This window comes from Pseudarthrobacter polychromogenes (genome assembly GCF_014644495.1).
Lineage (GTDB): Bacteria > Actinomycetota > Actinomycetes > Actinomycetales > Micrococcaceae > Arthrobacter > Arthrobacter polychromogenes.
Window position 1 is genome coordinate 57,686 of the sequence record NZ_BMKU01000017.1, and the last position, 17,200, is coordinate 74,885.

The window sequence follows — 17,200 nt, forward strand, 5'->3', positions numbered from 1 at the left end:
GCCTCAAGTGCAGCCTCCAGAATGCGGACCGCTTTTGGACCGACCCCGTGCATAGCGAGTAATTCGCTGCGACTGCAGGCGGCCACCTGGACCAGCGAGCTGACGCCGGCCGCGAGCAGGGCGCTGTTTGCTGGGCGTCCGATCGGGGGTAGGTCACCGATTTGTGCAGGAGTATCCCGGGTGCTCATGTAGGCATGCTACCTCCGCGCCCAGGGCGTTTCACTCCAACAAACCCCCGTGGATGATTCCGGCCCATCTCCCTTTCTTTTAATCCTCCGCAGGAAAATTCCTGTCTGCATGATGCCTGCAGTCACGTTTAACCTGGGGTGGGACTGCGGCTTTATTTGGGAATTCCAGAGGGCGTGAAACTGCGGGGGCAAGGCTCATTTTTGGAAAGGTGGCACAAAATTTTGGTGCGGCTCGGCGCGCAGCTGTGAGCGCTGTGACGCCCGGAAACGCGCGGTTTGCGAAGGACTGGCGAAAAAAATAAAAGTAGGTATTGTACTGGGTAACGCAAAGCACAGAAAGGCGTGATTCCGATGTCCGGAAAATCCCCCAAAAGCGGCGCAGTAAAAAAGGCCGGCAAGACAATTCTCGAAAAGCGTGCCGATAAAAGGGCTAAAAATGAGAACAGCGAACTGAATTTCGCAAAGCCGCGCAAGAACCAGCGCTAACAAGCCCGCGGGCAGCCGGGACCGGAACTCCTAGCCCGCCCGGCTGCCCGCGCTCCACCCGTCTGCACCCCCCCGTGCTCAGTTCCAAGGACACGCCATGAACTTCTCCTGCAACGCCCTGGTGGTTCCGGCCCGGCTGGCCCACCCGGTGCACCTCAGACCCCTGGTTCTGGACGCCACAGCACTTCAGCGAGTGGCTGCCGGAAACATCGGGTACATCGCCGGCCGCGGCTGGCGCGCCTACCTGAACAATGACGGAAGCCGGTCCTTTCCCAACCTGCGGGCGGAAGTCCTCATCCGCGAAGCCGGCGTCGAGCCGGATGACACCATCCACGGAACGGCGCTCTTCCTGGGGTACGTCAACCCTGGCGAAGAGACGGACGCGCCCCACCACCTCATCAGCCTCGCTGAGCAACTGTTCGACATGCCGCTGGCTGCGTAAACGTTGCAGGAGGCAAGGCGCGACGGCGGGAGGTCCCGCCGTCGTCCTTTCCCACCTTTTGCTATACGCGCTCGCTGGTGAAGGCCGTTAGCGCCGTCAGTTTCGCCTCGCCAATGGGCTCTTCCGGCAGCAGCGGAATGAGGGCAACCCTGTCCGCGATTGCCCGCACTTTCGTGATCTGGTCCGCCTCATGGGCGGCGCGGGCCCGGAGGAACGGCGAGCGCGGGTGGGCGGCGGCGATGGAGTTGTTGATGACCCAGGCCCAGGGATGGATCCCGGCCCGTTCCAGGTCCTCCTTGAGTTCCTCCGCCTCCAGCACGGGCGTGGTCTCGGCCAGCGTCACCAGGATGACCTTTGTTCCCACCGGATCCTGGAGGCGCATCAGCGGCGTCACGAATCCCATCGAGTCCCCCACCTGCCGGGAAATCTCCCGGTGGTACGAACCCGTGGCATCCAGCAGCAGCAGCGTATGCCCGGTGGGTGCGGTGTCCATCACCACGAAATGCCGCCGGGACTCCTGGACAACCCGGGAGAACTGCCGGAACACCGCAACCTCGTCCGTGCAGGGCGACATCAGGTCCTCCGCCAGCGCCGCCCGGCCTTCGTCGTCCAGGCTCCGGCCCTTGGTGTCCATCACGTGGGCACGGTATTCCTGGATGGCCGCCGCCGGATCGATGCGGGAGACGGTCAGCCCCGCGACAGAACCGTGCAGCGTTTCGGAAAGGTGCGCCGCCGGATCGGTGGTGGTGAGGTGGACCGCGTGCCCCCTCCTGGCCAAGGCAACCGCAATGGCCGCAGCAACCGTCGTCTTGCCCACGCCGCCCTTGCCCATGCACATCACCAGCCCGTGTCCGTCGGCCTCAATGCCGTCCACCAGCGCAGCGAGCGGTGCGTCCTCGATGTCAATGGCCGACGACGGGCCCTCCTCAGCATCCGCGCCCGCCGTGGGAGCAACCAGGGATTCGAGCGCCGGTATACCCACCATGTTGCCGGGCTTGAGCTCGAGGACGTCGCGGGGGAGCTCCGCGACCACCCCGGGAATGGCCTCCATGGCCGCGGCTTCCCGGGCACGCAAGGCCTTCGCCAGCTCCTCCTCGCCGGCGGCCTCGGGCAGGACGCCGTTTACCACCAGGTACCCGCCGCGGATGCCGATCTGGTTGAGCTCAAGGTAGGTGCGCTCCACCTCCTTCAGGGACGACGGCTGCGCCCGGGTCACCAGCACAAGGCGGGTGCGCAGGGGATCGGCGAGTGCCTCAACCGCCCTGGCATACACCTCCTTGTGCTTGTCCAGCCCGGACAGCGGACCCAGGCAGGACGGTTCCCCCGCGCCCGTGGCAAGGAAATCCGTCCACGAGCCGGGCAGCTGCAGCAGGCGGATGGTGTGGCCCGTCGGGGCCGTATCAAAGATGATGTGGCTGTACTCCGCATAGGCGGCATCGTCCCCGAGGAGACTGGTGAACTCGTCGAAGGAGGCCACCTCCGTGGTGCAGGAACCCGAGAGGCTCTCCGCAACGCCGGCCAGCTCGGTCTCCGGCAGGACTCCCCGGACGGGGGCGAGGATCCGCTCCCGGTAAGCCTCCGCTGCCTGCTCCGGGTCGATTTCCAGGGCAGAGAGGCCCGGCACCTCCGGAATTGCGGTGACGGTGTTTCCAACGGCCAGGCCGAAGACCTGACCGATGTTGGACGCGGGGTCGGTGCTGACCAGCAGCACCTTCCGGCCGGCCCGGGCAAGCGAGAGCGCGGACGCGCACGCCACGGAGGTCTTGCCCACCCCGCCTTTTCCGGTAAAGAACAGGAAGCGCGGCGGGTTGTGGAGGAACTTCATGCAAGCCAGTCTTTCAACACGAGGGGGACGGCCCCAGAGCCGAACGTCCCTGTGCTGAACATACGCGGTACCCAACACACGCGGTGCCCGACACACCCGGCGCCCAGCCCACCCGGCGCCACACCCGCCGTCGTCCGTTTAAGCGTGTCCGTTCTCCAGCAGCCCGCCGCTCGCCCAGCGCCGCACCGCGGCCTTTTCGCCGGCGTCGAACTCCAGCAGGGCCACCCGGCAGAGTTCCTCCACGTTGGCCGTCCACGCCGCCGCCAGTTCCGCCGCGGTCGCCCTGTCATTGAACTGGAAATTGGCGTAGGCGAGCCCCTGCAGGACGAAACTGACCGCGTTGCGGGAGACCGGCTGGCCGGCGCTGACGCAGTCGTCCCGCACCTGCCGGGAGAGTTCGGTACGGTTGAGCGCCGGCTGGTCCCGAAGCCGGGCTGCCATGGCCGTGAAGATCTGCCGGAATTGCGCGGCGGAAAGTGCAGGCACATCCGTCACCCGCGTGACCTGCTCCTCCACGCGCGGCTGGAGGTCCGCAGGCAGCGGAAGATCCTCGCTGGAGAACCGCTTGGCGTCCCACACCCAGCCGCCCTGCGCGGCCGAATATTCCACGTCCTTGGCGATCTGGGAAACCCACGTTCCGAACTTTCCGAACCCGCCCCAGTCCGTCTTCAAGGAAGGTTCCGCCGTAAGCGCCCGGTGCGCCACCATGGCCCCCACCACCGGCCCAGGCGCGGAGCGCACAAAATCCAGCACTTCGCGGACGGCGGGGGAGCTGGCTTTGGTTTTTGCCTTGGCAGCGGCAGGGGCCTGCGGCAGCTTCGGGGACGCCACGGCGTGGATGGGTTCGGCGGTGGTGCCGTGGAGGATCGCCACGAAGTCGTGCGACTCCACCACATGGTCCGCCATCTCCCGGTAGGCGAAGGCCACGGCGCCGGCAGCGATCACGGTGGTCATCCGGTCTGCGGCACGGAACCGCTGGATCAGGGACGTGAAGTCGGCATCGGCCGAGGCGATGAAGAACTCCTCGATCCCGCCGCTGCCGGACAGCGCGTCCATCGCGTCCAGCACCAGGTTGATGTCCGTGCTGCTCTTGCCCCGTTGCGTCAGCGACGGGCAGTCGATCACCCGGAAACCGGCGCGGGTCCAGTAGGTCCGGTACTTCGAGTACACCATCGGGTTCAGGTAGCAGTTGCGGATCAGGAAGCGGCGGGCACCCTCCCCGGACCCGCCGGCTGACAACGCATCCGCCCAATGCTTGGGGTCCTCGGCAAACCGCTTCGCCGCCAGCGGGTCCAGGGCCTGCAGGCCGGTGAACACGTTGTCGAAATCAACAAACATCGCGGCCCGGATGCCGGGCCGGCGGGAGGGGGAGAGTGCCTCGTTCATTGGCCCAGTGTGCCAGCATCGCGGCGGGGCGGGCAGCCCCTCCGGGTGCGACACGCAAGCGGAGGACGGGAGGTTCCGCCGTCGTCCGCTTCCCTCTTGGCTGAGGTGCTTAGGTGCTCGGCCGCTTAGGTGCTTAGGTTCCAGTGGACCCGGATGGCCTCCGCAATGGGTGCCTCCTTCACGTCGACCCGGAAAGCGACGGGCGCGGTTCCTGTTTCCTCGATGACGGCGTCACGGTAGACGCGGCCGCAGGAGGGGCAGAGGGTGTAAAGGTCCTCGTCCGCGGGCCACTCCGCCAGCTCCGGCGGGGCAGGGGAATCTCCTGAGTGGACGGGGATGCCCTGCGCGTTGGCCTGGATCAGGCCGTCCTTGCTGACGGTGTTCCCGCAGACGCAGGTAATGGTGGTGACGTCATGGCCAGCCACATCGGCGGTTTCGGTGTCCATGGCGGCCTCCGCGGCGCTGGAAGGGACGTTGTGATACCAGCTTAAACCTGCGTCCGTGGGGGAAACAGGTACTTTGGCCGTAGCGGGTGCCGCTGTGCGGGCGCACCATGGTGCCATGAACGCGGAAACACCCCAAGCGGTTGAACTGAGCCTTCCCCAAGCCTTCCTCCTCCTGGCCACCGATGACAAAGACGGCAAACCCGAAGTTCCGGTGTTCGCACTCAGGACCACGCTGGCAGGGGCAATCCTGGCCGAGCTGGACCTGGTCGGTGCCATCGAGCTGCAGGGCAAGCACGTCCGGGCTACGGGTGCCACACCTGACACGGAGCTCCAGCACGAGCTGGAGCTCATCCGCGGCAAGTCGCGGCCGCACAGCGCCAGGCGCTGGGTCTCCATGCTGGAAGGCCGTGCCCAGACGCAGCGCATCTACGAGCAGATGGCGTCGGCGGGCATCGTGGAACACGTCGGCGAGAAGCACCTGGGCCGTTTCCGGGCCGCGCGGTATCCGGAAAAGGACCATGCCCCCGAGGCCGCGCTGCTGGAAAAGATCCGGACAGCACTCAGGGCTGCGCCGTCCAACCTGCAGCCGCCGGATACCGGCGCGGCTGAGGACGGGGAAGCTGAGGGCGCAGCTGCTGGCACAGGGCCGGAAGCCGCAGGGCCGGAGGCCGCGAAGCCCGGGACTACGAAGCCCGGAACCACGGCGCCCGAGGCCAGGACCATAGCGCTGATCGCCCTGATGCAGGCGGCGGGGCTGCTCGGCAAGCTCTTCCCGGAAGCGGACCGGGTCCGGGCCAGCGAGCTGGCCAAGGACTACTGGCCGTCCCGCGCTGTGGAGGATGAACTCCGCATGATCAGGCTGGCGGAGGAGGAAGCCGCAACCCTGTAGGCGGCACCCCTTTAGTCAGTGCACAACGCAAGCGGACGACGGCGGGACGTGCCGCCGTCGTCCGCCCACCATTGCTGGTTCACGCCAGCGTGAAGCCGGCCTTCTTTAGGCCGCGGAAGCTGGCGTCAATGTGCACCACGTCGCGGCCGGTCCGCTGCAGGAGACTGGCGGCCACGGCGGAGCGGTAACCGGAGCCGCAGTGCACCCACAGCCGGCCGGCGGGTACCTCGTCCATGCGCCGGAGCAGCTCGTGGAGCGGGATGTTCACCGCCTCCTGGATGTGTGACTCGTTGAACTCGTCGGTGCGGCGGACATCGAGGATGGGATCATCCTTGGGCTTCTGCAGCACCTCTTGCCAGCCGACGCTGTCATACGAGGAGGTTGCCGCCTGCGGTGCGAGGTCCGCTGGGCCGGCGCCGATGGCCGCGTCCGGGTTGTCGATGCCGATGCGGGACAGGTCCCGGATGGCGTTCTCCACATCCTGGCGTTCACCCACCAGCGTCAGCTGTTCGTCCCAGGGCAGGACCCAGCCCAGGAAGGCGGTGAACTGGGTGCCGTCCCCGTACTCGAAGCTGAGGCTGCCGCTCAGGTGGGTGCTGGCAAAGGCCACCCGGTTCCTCAGGTCCACCACCCACTCGCCCCGCTCCAGCCGGGACACCAGCTCATCCTGGTCCAGCGAGTCGGGCAGGTCCAGGTCCGGCGCGGTGGGGCCGGCCATGTTGATGGGGGCCATATGGGCGTAATAGGACGGATAGGCCGTGAGGTTGTGGATCAGCTCACGGACAAAATGGTCCTCGTCCGGGTCCGTCAGGGCATGGTTTTCCTGCAGCTGCTCGCCGATGGTGGAGGATTCCGCCCCGCTGGCCGGGCCAGAGGAGCAGAAGGAACCGAAACCGTGGGTGGGGTAGAGCCCGGCGTCCCCACCCGCTTCATCCACCAGCCGCCGGACCGACCTGTACTGGTGGTGGGTGAGCGGCACGGTGTCTTCCTCGCTGACCAGGTCGGTGCGGCCCACGGAACCGTAGAGCAGGCTTCCTCCGGAGAACACAGCCTGCCGGTCACCGTCCGTCACGATGTAGGAGAGGTGGTGGTGGGTGTGCCCCGGCGTGGCCACGGCTTTGAGGACCATCCGTCCCACTTGCACCGTTTCCCCGTCCGAGATCGGCTGGCGGCCGTACGGGACGTCGTCCGCGGCGTTGACCAGGTAGGCGGCGTTGTGGTCCTGGGCCAGCTGGAGCCCGCCGGTGACGTAGTCGTTGTGGATGTGGGTCTCGGCCACGTGCGTGATCCGCACACCTGCGTCCGAGACGGCCTTTTCCACCCTGTCCGTGTCCCGCTGGGGATCGATGACCACTCCCACCGCGCCGTCATGCACCAGGTAGGTGCGGTCGCCCAGCTGCGGCGTTTCGATCGTGATGACTTCCATGCCGGGTTCCTCCTCGAACGGGTGTCAGCCTGATCGTCACGTTACCGCCGGGCCACCACCGGCCGGTAGACCCGTCCGGGACCCCTCAAACGGAAGCGGACGACGGCGGGAGGTCCCGCCGTCGTCCTCTTGCCCCAGGCGGCTCCCGCGTGAGGGGAAGGCCTGCTAGCCCTCGATGGTGACACCGCGCCAGAACGCGATCCGGTCCTCGATCTGCTTGGCGCGGGGCTTTGGCTCAGGGTAGAACCAGGCCGCATCCACGTTGACCTTCCCGTCCACTTCCAGCGTGTGGTAGCTGGCCCGGCCTTTCCAGGGGCAGACGGAATACAGGTCACTGTCCCTCAAGTAGCCGGCGTTGACGGCGTCGCGGGGGAAGTAGTGGTTGCCCTCCACCACCACGGTGTCCGTGGATTCAGCTATGACTTTTCCGTTCCAGATAGCCCTGACCATGGGGGTTCCGTTCTGTTGGGTGCCGCGCAGCTGGCGGCGGACGTGTCGTAGGTATCCCAACGCCGCGCCCGTCCGGCTTGTTCCCCCAGGCTGGGTTCATTCCCTGGCCTCGGGGGAGGGCGGTCCCGGGAGCGCCCGACGGCGCGACGCGGCCGGCAGCCCGACTAGACTCGCCTGCATGGGGGACAACAGCACATCTGGAGAACAGCAGCCACGGAAACCGGCCCGGATCCCGGGTGTGGTCCTGCCGATCGCGGGGCTCCTCGTCCTGCTTGTGGGATTTTTGGTGGCCTGGCTCAACAGGAACACTTATATCGGCTGGTTCGCCTACGCGCCGCTGAGCAACCAGCCCTTCTCCGGCACCGGCATGGCGTTTCTTAGCCCGGGGACGCAGGCGGGCCTGGCCATCGCCGTCGTGGGCCTGCTGCTGCTCGCATTCTGGGCCGGATACCGGCTCGGCAGGAGGAACGGCGCCGAGAGCCGGTAGGGCACCAGCCTGCGGGGCAAAGCTGGAGGCGGCGGGACGTGCCCTCCGCCTCCGTCCCCGGATTACGCGTGGGGGTCAGCCCCCGTAGACGGCGATGAAGCGGCCAACAACGCCGCCCTTGCGCAGCTTGTCGATGGCGCCGGGGATGTCTGCCTGGGTAATCAGGTTCATCGGCGGATTCAGCTGGCCTGACTTCATCAGGGCGTAGAGGTTCTCGAGGTCCTCCTTGGTGCCCGATTTGGAGCCCTTGATGGACAGTTGCTTGATGATCAGCGGGTAGGTGTTGATGGTCGCCTCGAGGCGTCCCATGCCCACCTGGACCAGCGTGCCAAATTCGGCGAGGGTCTCAAGGGCCGCAGCGGTCGTGGTGCCAAAACCGGCGTAGTCCACGATCAGGTCGAGGTCCTTGTCCTTGAATGCGTCGATGGAGGCGGCGACTCCGGCAAGGCCGATCTCGTCGGCCAGCTTTTGGGTTTCGGGATTCACTTCCGCGCCGTACACCTCGGCACCTGCCAGTACGGCGACGCGGGCGCCGATGTAGCCCAGGCCGCCGAGCCCGATCACGCCAACCTTCATCCCGGCCTTGGCTCCGCCGACGGCCATGATGGCGTGGTATGCCGTGAGCCCGGCATCTGTTGCCATGGCGCCAAGCTCAAAGGAAACCTCATCCGGCAGCCTGACCAGGTTGTCGTCCGTGGCAAGCAGCTTGGGGCCAAAGCCGCCGTCCCACTTTCCGTAGCCGATTGCGTCGCCATCACCCATGACGGGGGAGAGGCCTACCCTGTCGCCGACCTTCCAGTGCTCCATGCCTTCGCCCACTTCGGTAATTACTCCCGCGTTTTCGTGGCCCATGGTGCGGGGGAGTTCCGGGAAGAGGGGCATCCATCCGGCGTCGTCAATCGCTGTGACATCGGAGTGGCACACCCCGGCGGCCTTGACGTTGACAACCACCTGGCCGGGACCGGCGGCGGGCTCTGCGACCTCGTTGAGCTGGAGTGGATTGTTGGTGCCGGTGAACTGCCATGCCTTCATGGGACGTCTCCTTTGCGTTCATGGATAAATTCATGCATATGCATGCATGTGGCTAACCTTACGCCTGCTTATGGCAACCGGATGCCGATTGTGGCAAGGCTCACGGGCGGGTCATATTGCTGGGACTTTCGTTGCGGGCGCTGCCTTGCGGGTTGGCGGGATGGACGGCGCGGGCGCGTCCCGCCGTCGTGATGCCGTCTTTTGCGGTGGCAAGTTGCATCCGCCACGGCAACACGATATTCTGTGAGCCGTGTCACCCACCAGTGGCACATGCTTATGATCTGCGGCGGGAGAGTCCTGCCGGTACGTTCTGCAGGCGCCGTAGGAGCAAATCCTCCCCAGGAATCTCTCAGGCCCACGTACCGCCGCGGCAAGGCAACTCTGGAAAGCAGTCCGGGCAACCGGGCTCACCGACGGTGCAAGTGGCGCCCCGCTGAACAGCAGGGCAACGCAAAACTCTCAGGTCCAATACAGAGCGGGGAGGAACCCGAATCAACGTGGTGCTAAGGCGCCACCTGAATTATGGAGTTCCTCTCATGACGGTTCAATCGTCCCCAACCACCTTCGCTGACCGCCATATCGGCGCGCGCCGCCAGACCGATATCGACACCATGCTCAAGGCCGTCGGCTACGACAGCCTCGATGGCCTCGTGGACAGCGCGGTTCCGGATTCCATCCGCCAGGACAAGCCGCTCACCCTTGAGGGCGCCCTCAGCGAAGTCCAGGTCCTCGCCGAGCTCCGCAAGCTGGCCGGCAAGAACAAGATGGCCGTGCAGATGATCGGCCAGGGCTACTTCGACACTGTTACCCCGCCGGTAATCCGCCGCAACATCCTTGAAGCCCCCGCCTGGTACACCGCCTACACCCCGTACCAGCCGGAGATTTCCCAGGGCCGGCTTGAGGCGCTGCTCAACTTCCAGACCATGGTCCAGGACCTCACCGCGCTCCCGGTGGCCAACGCCTCCCTCCTCGACGAGGCCACCGCCGTGGCCGAAGCCGTGCTCTTGATGCGCCGCGCCAACAAGTCCAAGACGGCGAAGGACGGCAAGACCGTCCTGGACGCCGACCTTCTCCCGCAGACCATCGCCATCGTGCTGGGCCGCGCCGAGGCACTTGGCTTCGAGGTGGAGGTCGCGGACCTCACGGGCGGACTGCCCGAAGGCGACATCAACGGCGTAGTCCTGCAGCAGCCCGGCGTCTCCGGCCGGGTCTGGGACCAGTCCGGTGTGATCGCCGAGGCCAAGGAACGCGGCGCACTGGTCACGGTCGCCGCCGACCTCCTGGCCCTCACCCTGATCACCCCTCCGGGCGAGCAGGGTGCGGACATCGCCGTCGGCTCCACCCAGCGTTTCGGCGTGCCGTTGTTCTTTGGCGGACCGCACGCCGCCTATATGGCCGTCCGCGAAGGCATGGAACGCACCCTGCCCGGCCGCATCGTGGGCGTGTCCAAGGACAACGCCGGCGTCCCGGCCTACCGCCTGGCCCTGCAGACCCGCGAGCAGCACATCCGCCGCGAGAAGGCCACGTCCAACATCTGCACCGCGCAGGCACTGCTGGCCATCGTCTCCTCCTTCTACGCCGTCTACCACGGCCCTGACGGCCTGAAGGCCATCGCCGAAACCGTCCACCACAACGCCCGCGCCCTGGCAGCGACGCTGAAGACAGCTGGCCGCGAACTGGTGTCCGAGTCCTTCTTCGACACCCTCACCGTCCGCGTGCCCGGCAAGGCTGCCAAGGTGATCACGGCCGCCGAGGCCCGCGGCATCAACCTGCGCCTCATCGACGCGGACACGGTTGGCGTGTCCGTTGATGAAACCACGACGCCGGAGGTCCTCTCCGCGGTGGCGGTCGCCTTTGGCGCCGGTCCGGTTGTTTCCGGCGAGGGCTTTGAGCTGCCGGAGTCCGTGCTGCGCACCTCCACCTACCTGCAGCACCCGGTGTTCAATACGCACCGCTCCGAGACCCAGCTGCTGCGTTACATCCGCCGCCTCTCCGACCGTGACCTGGCGCTGGACCGCACCATGATCCCGCTGGGTTCGTGCACCATGAAGCTGAACGCCACGGCCGAGATGGAAGCCATCTCCTGGCCGGAGTTCGCCTCCATCCACCCGTTCGCTCCGGACTCCCAGACCGAAGGCTGGCGCGAGCTCATTGCCGGGCTCGAAGCCGACCTCGCCGAGATCACCGGGTACGACCAGGTGTCCATCCAGCCCAACGCCGGCTCCCAGGGTGAACTGGCCGGCCTGCTGGCAATCCGCGGCTACCACCACTCCCGCGGCGACCAGCAGCGCAACGTCTGCCTGATCCCCGCTTCTGCTCACGGCACCAACGCCGCGTCCGCTGTCCTGGCGGGCATGAAGGTTGTTGTGGTGGCCACCGCTGCCGACGGCACCATCGACCACACCGACCTTGCCGCGAAGATCGAAGCCCACAAGGACGTCCTTTCGGCGATCATGATCACCTACCCGTCCACGCACGGCGTGTACGACTCCGATGTCCGCGAGGTCTGCGACGCGATCCACGCCGCCGGCGGCCAGGTGTACGTTGACGGCGCCAACCTGAACGCCCTCGTTGGCCTGGCGCAGCCGGGCAAGTTCGGTGGCGACGTGTCGCACCTGAACCTGCACAAGACCTTCTGCATCCCGCACGGCGGCGGCGGACCCGGCGTCGGACCCGTTGCTGCCAAGGCACACCTGGCACCCTTCATGCCCGGTGATGCAAACAAGGCCGCCCATGAAGCCGGGCATGGCGTTGCGATTTCCGCTTCGCGCTTTGGCTCAGCTGGTGTGCTCCCGATTTCCTGGGCCTACGTGAAGCTGATGGGCGGCCAGGGCCTGACCGAGGCCACCAAGTCGGCGCTGCTGGCAGCCAACTACGTCGCAGCACGGCTGAACGAGTACTTCCCCGTCCTCTACACCGGTGAAACCGGGCTGGTGGCGCACGAGTGCATCCTGGACCTGCGCGACCTGACGGCCCAGACCGGCGTGACCGCGGAGGACGTGGCCAAACGGCTCATCGACTTCGGCTTCCACGCCCCCACGCTCTCCTTCCCGGTAGCGGGCACCCTGATGGTTGAACCCACCGAGTCCGAGGACCTCGCGGAGATCGACCGCTTCATCGAAGCCATGATCACCATCCGCAAGGAAATCGACCAGGTTGCCAACGGCGACTTCACCGTGACCAACAGCCCGCTGCGCAACGCACCCCACACGGCCGCCGCCGTCGTCTCTTCCGACTGGGACCGGACGTACCCGCGCGAGCAGGCAGCCTTCCCCTTGTCCTCCCTGCGGCAGGACAAGTACTTCCCGCCCGTTGGCCGCATCGACGGTGCAGCGGGAGACCGCAACCTGGTGTGCTCCTGCCCTCCGCTTTCCGAGTTTGAAAACTAAGGATTTCCTGATGACTGAGAACTACACAGCTCTGTATGAGCAGCACAAACTGGCCGGCGCCTCCTTCACCGATTTCGGCGGCTGGCAGATGCCCCTGAAGTACAGCTCCGAACTGGCCGAGCACCACGCCGTCCGCAACGCCGCCGGCCTGTTCGACCTCTCCCACATGGGCGAAGTCTGGGTCACCGGCCCCGACGCCGCAGCCTTCCTGGACTACGCCCTCGCGGGGAAGCTGTCCGCCGTTGCAGTTGGCAAGGCCAAGTACTCGCTGATCTGCCAGGAGGACGGCGGCATCATCGATGACCTCATCTCCTACCGGCGAGGCGAACAGAAGTACCTGGTGGTTCCCAACGCCGGCAACGCAGCGGTGGTCGCCGCCGCACTCGCCGAGCGGGCCGCGGGCTTCGACGTTGTTGTTGACGACGTCTCCGCCGAGATCTCCCTCATCGCCGTGCAGGGCCCGAACGCCGAGGCCATCCTCCTGACGTTGGTCCCTGCCGAGCAGCACTCCCTGGTGACTGAGCTGAAATACTACGCGGCCGTTGAAGTAGGCATTACCGTCAACGGCGCTGTCCAGGACCTGCTCCTGGCCCGCACCGGGTACACCGGCGAGGACGGCTTCGAGATCTACGTCCCGAACGGGGACGCCGCAGGCCTGTGGGAAGCGCTGCTGGAAGCCGGCGACGGCCATGGGCTCATCCCCGCCGGCCTCGCCTGCCGCGACTCGCTCCGCCTGGAAGCCGGCATGCCCCTCTACGGCAACGAGCTTTCCCGCGAGGGGAACCCCTACGCCGCAGGACTGGGCCCGGTTGTCTCGCTCAAGAAGGAGTCCGACTTTGTTGGCAAGGCTGTGCTGGCCGAACTCAAGGCTCTCGGCGCAGGCTCCACGTCCGGCCGGAAGCTGGTGGGCCTCAAGGGCCTGGGCCGCCGCGCCGGCCGCAGCCACTATCCGGTCCTCAAGGACGGCAACGTCGTGGGCGAGGTGACCTCCGGCCAGCCTTCACCCACCCTCGGCTACCCGATCGCCCTGGCCTACGTCGACGTCGAACACTCAGAACCCGGCACCGCCCTGGACATCGACCTCCGCGGCAAGCCCGAGCCCTTCGAAGTAGTAGCCCTCCCGTTCTACAAGCGCCAGAAGTAACCAAAACATCACCCTGCACTTTTCGTAGTGCTGGGCCCACGCCGTCAGGGTTCCCTGGCCGAGCTTGCGAGGCTAGGGAGACGGTGGGGAGCATGCTGCCGGAGGCCGGACCCAAAGGGGCCGGACGCTCTCTCATTTGATGTCGGTTTTACCCCGACGCTCTCTCACTTGATGAGCGGTTTGACCCGACGCTCTCTCATTTGATGCGCGGTCTGGCCCGACGCTCTCTCACTTTTCACACACCAGATTGAAGGAAACACACCATGGCAAAAGTTGTTGCTGAACTGAAGTACTCCGCCGAGCACGAATGGGTTGCTGCTGACGGCTCCGGACCCGCCAACATCGGCATCTCCGCGGTAGCCGCCGAAGCCCTGGGCGACATCGTCTACGTGGACCTGCCCGAGGTCGGCTCCACCGTGACCGCGGGGGAAACCTGCGGCGAGGTGGAATCCACCAAGTCCGTCTCCGACCTCTACGCCCCCGTTACCGGCGAGGTTGCGGAGATCAACGACGACGTCGTCTCCGACCCCGCGCTGATCAACAACGATCCCTACGGCGCCGGCTGGCTCTTCAAGGTGGCCGTCACCGAGGAAGGCCCGCTCATGTCCGCTGAAGAGTACGCGGCAGCCAACGGCGGCGAGCTGTGAGCCCCGCGGCCGCAGGCGCCGGCACAGTGGCTGCCGCATTCGAGCAGGTGGTCTCGCCGTCCCTGGACGCGGACCTCTCCGTGCTGGACCCGGAGATCGCGGCAAAGATCGACGACGAGCTGACCCGCCAGCGCGACGGCCTGGAGATGATCGCTTCCGAGAACCACACGGCCGCCGCCGTCATGCAGGCGCAGGGCTCGGTGCTCACCAACAAGTACGCCGAGGGCTACCCGGGCAAGCGCTACTACGGCGGCTGCGAGCACGTTGACGTCATCGAACAGCTCGCCATCGACCGCATCAAGGCACTGTTCGGCGCAGGGTTCGCCAACGTGCAGCCGCACTCCGGCGCCCAGGCAAACGCCTCGGTGATGCACGCACTGATCAAGCCGGGCGACACCGTCATGGGCCTGAACCTTGCCCACGGCGGGCACCTCACGCACGGCATGAAGATCAACTTCTCCGGCAAGCTCTACAACGTGGTCCCGTACGGCGTCCGCGAGGACACCCACACGGTGGACATGGCCGAGGTGGAGCGCCTGGCCCGGGAAACAAGGCCTGCCCTGATCGTGGCCGGCTGGTCCGCCTACGCCCGGCAGCTGGACTTCGCCGAGTTCCGCCGGATCGCCGATTCCGTGGGTGCATACCTGATGGTGGACATGGCGCACTTCGCCGGACTCGTGGCCGCCGGTCTCCACCCGTCACCGGTGCCGCACGCCCACGTCACCACCTCCACCACGCACAAGACCCTCGCCGGTCCCCGTGGCGGCATCATCCTGACGAACGACGCCGACATCGCCAAGAAGGTCAACTCCGCTGTGTTTCCGGGCCAGCAGGGCGGCCCGCTGGAACACGTCATTGCGGGCAAGGCCGTGGCGTTCAAGATCGCCGCGTCCGCCGAGTTCAAGGAACGCCAGGAACGCGTCCTGGCCGGTGCCCGGATCCTGGCCGAGCGCCTGGTCCAGCCCGACGTCACCGCCAAAGGGATTAGCGTGGTCTCCGGTGGCACCGACGTGCACCTGGTCCTCGTTGACCTGCGCAACTGTGAGCTGAACGGCCAGCAGGCTGAGGACCGGCTCGCGGAAATCGACATCACCGTCAACCGCAACGCCGTCCCCTTCGACCCGCGCCCGCCCATGGTCACCTCCGGCCTGCGCATCGGCACCCCGGCGCTCGCCACCCGCGGCTTCGGCGAGGCCGCCTTCCGCGAGGTTGCGGACATCATTGCCAAAGCATTGACGGCCGACGCCGGAACGGACCTTTCGGGGCTGCGTCACCGCGTCGATGCCCTCGCCGCCGCCCACCCGCTCTACCCGGGCATCGCGAACCTCGCGTAGTCTTTGGAGTTTTTGTCCAGGTATGCAGGGTGTGGGGGTGTTTAGGTCTGCATATCTGGACAAAAACTCTTGATCCGGGCACGTTCGTTTTTAGTTAGGAAAACCCGTCATGGCTGTTGGCGTTTTTGATCTTTTTTCTATTGGGATCGGGCCTTCGTCGTCTCATACTGTGGGGCCGATGCGGGCTGCTGCTGTGTTCGCCGGGGAGTTGAAGGGCTCCGGGGTGTTGGCGGGGGTGGCGTCGTTGCGGGTGGATCTGTATGGGTCGTTGGCGGCGACGGGTCATGGGCACGGGACGATGACTGCCATTTTGTTGGGGTTGGAGGGGTTCCATCCGGAGCTGATCCTGCCCGATGAGGTGGAGGAGCGGCTGGCCACGATCGCGGAGACCGGGATGCTGCAGCTGGCCGGTGCGGTGGCTTTGCCGTACGGGGTGAAGGATATGGTGCTGCGGCCGTTGACGGTCCTGCCGCGGCACACGAACGGGATGACGTTTACGGTCTCCGACGCCGACGGCAACGTCCTGCACAGCGCCACGTTTTTCTCGGTGGGTGGCGGGTTCATTGTCCGTGAGGGTGAGGAGGACGCGGCGCTGCAGGAGTTGGAGGAGTCCAAGAAGGAGCTGCCGCTGCCGTTCCGGACCGCGGCGGAGTTGCTGGAGCATTGCCGGGAGACCGGGCTGGGGATCAGTGAGGTGATGCGGGTCAACGAGGAGGACAGCCGCACCCCGGAGGAGATCCGGGCGGGCCTGCTGCACATCTACTCGGTGATGGAGGGGTGTGTGGCCACGTCCCTGAAGCGTGAGGGGGTGTTGCCGGGCGGGTTGAAGGTCCGGCGGCGGGCCCCTGACTGGTATGACCGGTTGCGGAAGGAAAGCGCCCGGCCCGCCGGTGACCGCCAGGACGGGGCGGGGGAGTTCCATGATCCGAAGTATTGGCAGGAGTGGGTTAACTTGGTCGCCTTGGCGGTGAATGAGGAGAACGCGTCCGGGGGCCGGGTGGTGACGGCGCCGACGAACGGTGCGGCGGGGATTATTCCGGCGGTGCTGTATTACGCGCTGCATTTCGCGCCGGGGATGGAGAACGCCTCCCAGCAGGACCGGGATGATGTGGTGGTCAGGTTCCTGCTCGCCGCCGGCGCTGTGGGGGTGCTGTATAAGGAGCAGGCGTCCATTTCGGGTGCTGAGGTGGGGTGCCAGGGCGAGGTGGGGTCGGCGTCGTCGATGGCTGCTGCGGGCCTGGCTGAGGTGATGGGCGGGTCCCCGGCGCAGGTGGAGAACGCGGCGGAGATCGCGATGGAGCACAACCTGGGGTTGACGTGTGATCCGATCGGCGGGCTGGTCCAGGTTCCGTGTATCGAGCGGAACGCGATCGCGGCGGCGAAGGCGATCAACGCCGCGAAGATGGCGCTCTGGGGCGACGGCTCCCACCGCGTCTCGCTGGATGAGGTCATCGTGACCATGCGCGAGACCGGTAAGGACATGAGCTCCAAATACAAGGAAACGGCCATGGGCGGCCTCGCCGTCAACGTCGTCGAATGCTGAAGGAAGTACAACAAATGACATTGGCACCTGAAGGCCGGAAGCTTTTGCGCGTTGAACAGCGCAATTCTGCTGTTCCGGTGGAGCGT

General features: G+C 66.3%; 15 protein-coding genes and 2 riboswitches. Of the genes, 9 read left to right on the top strand and 6 right to left on the bottom strand.

Features of this window, described 5'->3' with window-relative positions:
• The first annotated feature begins 539 nt into the window (after positions 1 to 539).
• Positions 540 to 674, top strand: coding sequence for a hypothetical protein (locus IEX43_RS20470; protein WP_268238380.1), 135 nt, complete (start codon positions 540 to 542; stop codon positions 672 to 674).
• Between the two features lie 97 nt (positions 675 to 771).
• A complete protein-coding gene (locus tag IEX43_RS18995) occupies positions 772 to 1,116 on the top strand; it encodes a hypothetical protein (protein ID WP_188813602.1) in 345 nt (114 codons plus the stop codon).
• 61 nt (positions 1,117 to 1,177) lie between these two features.
• Here IEX43_RS18995 and arsA read toward each other — a convergent pair whose 3' ends face one another.
• The 3 genes from arsA to IEX43_RS19010 all read right to left on the bottom strand — a co-directional run bounded on the left by arsA (position 1,178) and on the right by IEX43_RS19010 (position 4,773).
• Positions 1,178 to 2,941, bottom strand: coding sequence for an arsenical pump-driving ATPase (gene arsA, locus IEX43_RS19000; protein WP_188813604.1), 1,764 nt, complete (start codon positions 2,939 to 2,941; stop codon positions 1,178 to 1,180).
• Positions 2,942 to 3,079: 138 nt separating this feature from the next.
• Positions 3,080 to 4,327: an NYN domain-containing protein gene (locus IEX43_RS19005; protein ID WP_188813606.1), complete on the bottom strand. Its 1,248-nt coding sequence runs from the start codon at positions 4,325 to 4,327 to the stop codon at positions 3,080 to 3,082.
• A 125-nt stretch (positions 4,328 to 4,452) separates the two neighbouring features.
• Complete coding sequence (locus IEX43_RS19010) at positions 4,453 to 4,773, bottom strand: hypothetical protein (RefSeq protein ID WP_188813608.1); 321 nt, start codon at positions 4,771 to 4,773, stop codon at positions 4,453 to 4,455.
• Between the two features lie 115 nt (positions 4,774 to 4,888).
• On the opposite strand from IEX43_RS19010, the gene IEX43_RS19015 reads away from it, so the two are divergent.
• Positions 4,889 to 5,662, top strand: coding sequence for a GOLPH3/VPS74 family protein (locus tag IEX43_RS19015; protein ID WP_188813610.1), 774 nt, complete (start codon positions 4,889 to 4,891; stop codon positions 5,660 to 5,662).
• Between the two features lie 79 nt (positions 5,663 to 5,741).
• On the opposite strand, the gene IEX43_RS19020 is transcribed toward IEX43_RS19015, so the two are convergent.
• Positions 5,742 to 7,088, bottom strand: coding sequence for an MBL fold metallo-hydrolase (locus tag IEX43_RS19020; RefSeq protein ID WP_188813612.1), 1,347 nt, complete (start codon positions 7,086 to 7,088; stop codon positions 5,742 to 5,744).
• A gap of 165 nt (positions 7,089 to 7,253) precedes the next feature.
• Positions 7,254 to 7,538, bottom strand: a complete 285-nt coding sequence (locus tag IEX43_RS19025) for a DUF427 domain-containing protein (RefSeq protein ID WP_174174902.1) — start codon at positions 7,536 to 7,538, stop codon at positions 7,254 to 7,256.
• A 178-nt stretch (positions 7,539 to 7,716) separates the two neighbouring features.
• On the opposite strand from IEX43_RS19025, the gene IEX43_RS19030 reads away from it, so the two are divergent.
• Positions 7,717 to 8,025 carry a hypothetical protein gene (locus tag IEX43_RS19030; protein ID WP_188813614.1) on the top strand — a complete coding sequence of 103 codons (309 nt, stop codon included), beginning with the start codon at positions 7,717 to 7,719 and terminating at the stop codon, positions 8,023 to 8,025.
• Positions 8,026 to 8,100: 75 nt separating this feature from the next.
• On the opposite strand, the gene IEX43_RS19035 is transcribed toward IEX43_RS19030, so the two are convergent.
• Positions 8,101 to 9,057, bottom strand: a complete 957-nt coding sequence (locus IEX43_RS19035; RefSeq protein ID WP_188813616.1) for a zinc-binding dehydrogenase — start codon at positions 9,055 to 9,057, stop codon at positions 8,101 to 8,103.
• Between the two features lie 277 nt (positions 9,058 to 9,334).
• Positions 9,335 to 9,432, top strand: a riboswitch (glycine riboswitch).
• Between the two features lies 1 nt (position 9,433).
• Positions 9,434 to 9,541, top strand: a riboswitch (glycine riboswitch).
• Between the two features lie 52 nt (positions 9,542 to 9,593).
• On the opposite strand from IEX43_RS19035, the gene gcvP reads away from it, so the two are divergent.
• The 5 genes from gcvP to IEX43_RS19060 all read left to right on the top strand — a co-directional run bounded on the left by gcvP (position 9,594) and on the right by IEX43_RS19060 (position 17,114).
• Complete coding sequence (gcvP, locus tag IEX43_RS19040) at positions 9,594 to 12,446, top strand: aminomethyl-transferring glycine dehydrogenase (RefSeq protein WP_188813618.1); 2,853 nt, start codon at positions 9,594 to 9,596, stop codon at positions 12,444 to 12,446.
• A 10-nt stretch (positions 12,447 to 12,456) separates the two neighbouring features.
• Positions 12,457 to 13,590, top strand: coding sequence for a glycine cleavage system aminomethyltransferase GcvT (gcvT, locus tag IEX43_RS19045; protein ID WP_188813620.1), 1,134 nt, complete (start codon positions 12,457 to 12,459; stop codon positions 13,588 to 13,590).
• 263 nt (positions 13,591 to 13,853) lie between these two features.
• Positions 13,854 to 14,237: a glycine cleavage system protein GcvH gene (gcvH, locus tag IEX43_RS19050; protein WP_188813622.1), complete on the top strand. Its 384-nt coding sequence runs from the start codon at positions 13,854 to 13,856 to the stop codon at positions 14,235 to 14,237.
• A 26-nt stretch (positions 14,238 to 14,263) separates the two neighbouring features.
• Entirely contained in the window at positions 14,264 to 15,571 is a 1,308-nt protein-coding gene (glyA, locus tag IEX43_RS19055; RefSeq protein ID WP_308422256.1) for a serine hydroxymethyltransferase, read from the top strand.
• Between the two features lie 109 nt (positions 15,572 to 15,680).
• Positions 15,681 to 17,114 (top strand): L-serine ammonia-lyase, encoded by a 1,434-nt coding sequence (locus tag IEX43_RS19060; RefSeq protein WP_188813624.1) that lies wholly within the window; start codon positions 15,681 to 15,683, stop codon positions 17,112 to 17,114.
• Positions 17,115 to 17,200 lie beyond the last annotated feature (86 nt).

Excerpts from the sequence above, each read along its gene's own strand:
- gcvH (WP_188813622.1), top strand. The coding sequence starts at position 13,854 with ATGGCAAAAGTTGTTGCTGAACTGAAGTACTCCGCCGAGCACGAATGG.
- arsA (WP_188813604.1), bottom strand. The coding sequence starts at position 2,941 with ATGAAGTTCCTCCACAACCCGCCGCGCTTCCTGTTCTTTACCGGAAAA.
- IEX43_RS19010 (WP_188813608.1), bottom strand. The coding sequence starts at position 4,773 with ATGGACACCGAAACCGCCGATGTGGCTGGCCATGACGTCACCACCATT.
- gcvP (WP_188813618.1), top strand. The coding sequence starts at position 9,594 with ATGACGGTTCAATCGTCCCCAACCACCTTCGCTGACCGCCATATCGGC.
- IEX43_RS19035 (WP_188813616.1), bottom strand. The coding sequence starts at position 9,057 with ATGAAGGCATGGCAGTTCACCGGCACCAACAATCCACTCCAGCTCAAC.
- IEX43_RS18995 (WP_188813602.1), top strand. The coding sequence starts at position 772 with ATGAACTTCTCCTGCAACGCCCTGGTGGTTCCGGCCCGGCTGGCCCAC.
- IEX43_RS19020 (WP_188813612.1), bottom strand. The coding sequence starts at position 7,088 with ATGGAAGTCATCACGATCGAAACGCCGCAGCTGGGCGACCGCACCTAC.
- IEX43_RS19030 (WP_188813614.1), top strand. The coding sequence starts at position 7,717 with ATGGGGGACAACAGCACATCTGGAGAACAGCAGCCACGGAAACCGGCC.
- IEX43_RS20470 (WP_268238380.1), top strand. The coding sequence starts at position 540 with ATGTCCGGAAAATCCCCCAAAAGCGGCGCAGTAAAAAAGGCCGGCAAG.
- IEX43_RS19015 (WP_188813610.1), top strand. The coding sequence starts at position 4,889 with ATGAACGCGGAAACACCCCAAGCGGTTGAACTGAGCCTTCCCCAAGCC.
- gcvT (WP_188813620.1), top strand. The coding sequence starts at position 12,457 with ATGACTGAGAACTACACAGCTCTGTATGAGCAGCACAAACTGGCCGGC.
- IEX43_RS19005 (WP_188813606.1), bottom strand. The coding sequence starts at position 4,327 with ATGAACGAGGCACTCTCCCCCTCCCGCCGGCCCGGCATCCGGGCCGCG.
- IEX43_RS19060 (WP_188813624.1), top strand. The coding sequence starts at position 15,681 with ATGGCTGTTGGCGTTTTTGATCTTTTTTCTATTGGGATCGGGCCTTCG.
- IEX43_RS19025 (WP_174174902.1), bottom strand. The coding sequence starts at position 7,538 with ATGGTCAGGGCTATCTGGAACGGAAAAGTCATAGCTGAATCCACGGAC.